The sequence below is a fragment of the Streptomyces sp. NPDC005195 genome (genome assembly GCF_040608315.1).
GTDB classification, from domain to species: Bacteria; Actinomycetota; Actinomycetes; order Streptomycetales; family Streptomycetaceae; genus Streptomyces; species Streptomyces kaempferi.
The window spans coordinates 1-2,692 of record NZ_JBEXHZ010000232.1; the positions used below are offsets into that span (position 1 = coordinate 1).

Annotated in this window: 3 protein-coding genes; 1 reads left to right on the plus strand and 2 read right to left on the minus strand. The window is 73.1% G+C overall.

The features are described 5' to 3' along the window. On the minus strand, positions 1-206 hold a 206-nt coding region (locus ABZV34_RS38380; RefSeq protein ID WP_356287595.1), incomplete at its 3' end, for a LysR family transcriptional regulator. A gap of 93 nt (positions 207-299) precedes the next feature. Here ABZV34_RS38380 and ABZV34_RS38385 point away from each other — a divergent pair. Beyond that, on the plus strand, positions 300-1,037 hold the full coding sequence (locus ABZV34_RS38385; RefSeq protein WP_356287598.1) for an SDR family oxidoreductase: 738 nt from the start codon (positions 300-302) through the stop codon (positions 1,035-1,037). A 103-nt stretch (positions 1,038-1,140) separates the two neighbouring features. Here ABZV34_RS38385 and ABZV34_RS38390 read toward each other — a convergent pair whose 3' ends face one another. Further along, positions 1,141-2,487, minus strand: coding sequence for an aminoglycoside phosphotransferase family protein (locus tag ABZV34_RS38390; protein ID WP_356287601.1), 1,347 nt, complete (start codon positions 2,485-2,487; stop codon positions 1,141-1,143). Positions 2,488-2,692: the final 205 nt, after the last annotated feature.

Here is a 2,692-nt window from a genome sequence, read left to right on the forward strand (position 1 = left end):
CGCAGCAGGACCTCTCCGGCGCCGGTCAGCGAGACACCGCGACGGTTGCGCCTGAGCAGGGAGACACCGAGGCGCCGCTCGAGCTGCTGGATCGCCCGGGACAGCGGCGGCTGGGCCATGCCCAGGCGCTCGGCGGCGCGGCCGAAGTGCAGTTCCTCGGCCACGGCCATGAAGTACCTCAACTCGCGGGTCTCCAGGGTGTCCACAGCGTCAGCCTACCTCGGTGATACCTACCGGGTATCACAGGGCACCGTATCGGTGTTGGATGCGCCGCTCGTCCGCGAGCGAACATCAACGGCATGAGCGAAACGAAGATCGCGCTGGTGACCGGCGCGAACAAGGGAATCGGGTACGCCATCGCGACCGGGCTGGGCGCCCTCGGACACCGCGTGGGCGTGGCAGCGCGCGACGACACCCGGCGCGAGACCGCCGTCGAGAAGCTGCGCGCCGGCGGGGTGGACGCGTTCGGGGTACCGCTGGACGTGACCGACGACCGGAGCGTCGCCGACGCCGCGGAACTGGTCGAACGGCGGGCCGGGCGTCTGGACGTCCTGGTCAACAACGCCGGCATCTCGGGAGAGATGGGTCCGGGATGGTTGCAGGACCCGACCGCGCTCGACCTCGACGTGGTCCGCACGGTCGTGGAGACCAACGTCATCGGCGTCATCCGGGTGACCAACGCGATGCTGCCGCTGCTGAGGCGCTCGACGTCGCCGCGCGTCGTCAATGTCTCGAGTGCCGTCGCCTCCCTGACCCGGCAGGCGGACCCGGACATCGAGATCGGCCCCGTCATGGCGGCCTACGCGCCGTCGAAGTCGTTCCTCAACGCCGTCACCGTGCAGTACGCCCGGCAGTTCGCCGGTACGAACATCCTGATCAACGCCGCCTGTCCGGGCCTCGTCGCGACCGACTTCACCGGCTTCCACGGACCCCGCACCCCTGAACAGGGCGCAGCCACGGCGATCCGGCTCGCCACACTGCCCGACGGCGGCCCCACCGGTTCGTTCTCCGAGGACGACGGCGTCATCCCCTGGTGAGCCCGGACCCGTCGTGAGCACGCGGAGGCACTTCGCCTCGCGTGCCGACCACGGTGGAGAGTGAATCCCCCGCCCGTCGCCCGGCCACGGGGCCCGCCCGGGATCACTTCCGCCCGGTGGGAGTTCCCGCGGCGGCCAGGGACGGGCTGGGGTTCCGTGCGGACCGCAGCGCCGCGCGGATCGCGTCCGCCGGATCCCCCTCGTGGTAGACCCGCTCGGACGGCTCGATGCCGTCCAGGAACTCCTGGTACCGGACGGCGTACGTGAGCAGGGCGAGCGGTTCGGCGAGGACGAGGGCGCGCGCCGGGTCGCTCGCGGGCACCCGGGCCTTCCAGGCGTCGGACCAGGCACGGGCGGCTGCCGCGCGGCCTGCCTCGGGGAGGAAGTGGTGGACGCGCAGGCCGTCCAGGACGGGATGGCCCCAGTGCGCGTCGGCGAAGTCCACGATGACCGGCGGACCGCCGTCGCTGCGCCAGTTGCCCGGGTGGAAGTCGCCGTGCACGAGGGTGTCGGGCAGACCGCACTCCGCGAGCGGCTCCCAGCGCCGCGTCAACTCCTGTGCCCCGAGCAGCTCCTGCGCGGTCAGCTCGGCAGCGACCGGTCCGTCGAGCAGCGCGTGGACCGCGCTGACCAGACCCGGTGTGCGCCGGTCCGGGACGCCGGACGGAGACGACGATGCGCTCCCGGCACCGGAGGAGGACAGCCCGTCCCCGGTACGGGGCAGGACCGGACCGTCCGCGCAGTGCGACGGCGACGAGCTGTCGCCGAGACACCCGGGACCCTGTTCCGCGAGTGCCGCCTGCGCGGCCACGACGCGCTCCATCGCCGCGCCGACCGTCTCCGCCGAGGGCCCCCAGCAGTCCACACCCGGGATGTGCTCCATCAGGACACGCCGCTCGCCGGAACCGAGAAGCACCGGGACCAGACCGGTGCCGACCCGCGCGAACGCGCTGATGACGGCCGCCTCGTCGGCGGCGAAGCGCGGTGTCGCCTTGAGCCAGACCGGGCCCCGCGCGGTGGGCAGCCGGAAGAGGCCGGCCAGGTTCCACGTACGACGCTGCTCCACCGGACCGGTCACGGGCCGCCCCGCCGAGGCCAGCGTGTCCCCGGCCCAGTCGAGCAGTTCCCGCAGACCGTCCGTGCGAGCCCACGGTGACCGGAGGACCTCGCGGCCGTTCGGCAGATCAAGAGCGACGGGCCGTTGCTCCAGGGTGCCGGGCGCCGGACGCCCCAACGCCTCGACGTGATACGTCACATGACCGTCCCGGCCGCCTTCGCCCCCGTCGACGTCCAGCAGACGCAGCACCAGGACGGGCACGCCGAGCAGCTTCTCCAGCCGGTCGACGACCGGCGCCACTTCGGACCACCAGGGGATGTCCACCGGGAACGGCCCTACGCCTCCGAGTACTTCGTCACCCGCGCTGACCCACGCACTCACCGTTCTCGTCACGGCGACAGTGTGAGCGAGCCGGGCGGCCCCGGCGAGCGCATATCGGGCCGGGCCCGCGCACGCCGGAGGGGGAGCGAAGCCGATGGCCGCGGCCCGTCACCGCAGGTCCGACCTTCCCCCGTCGGACGTACATCGGGCACTCCGCTCCCCCTCCTTCCCCCGTCCCCCCTCGGGCCCGGTGGTCTTTGCCGGCCTCCGGCGCGGC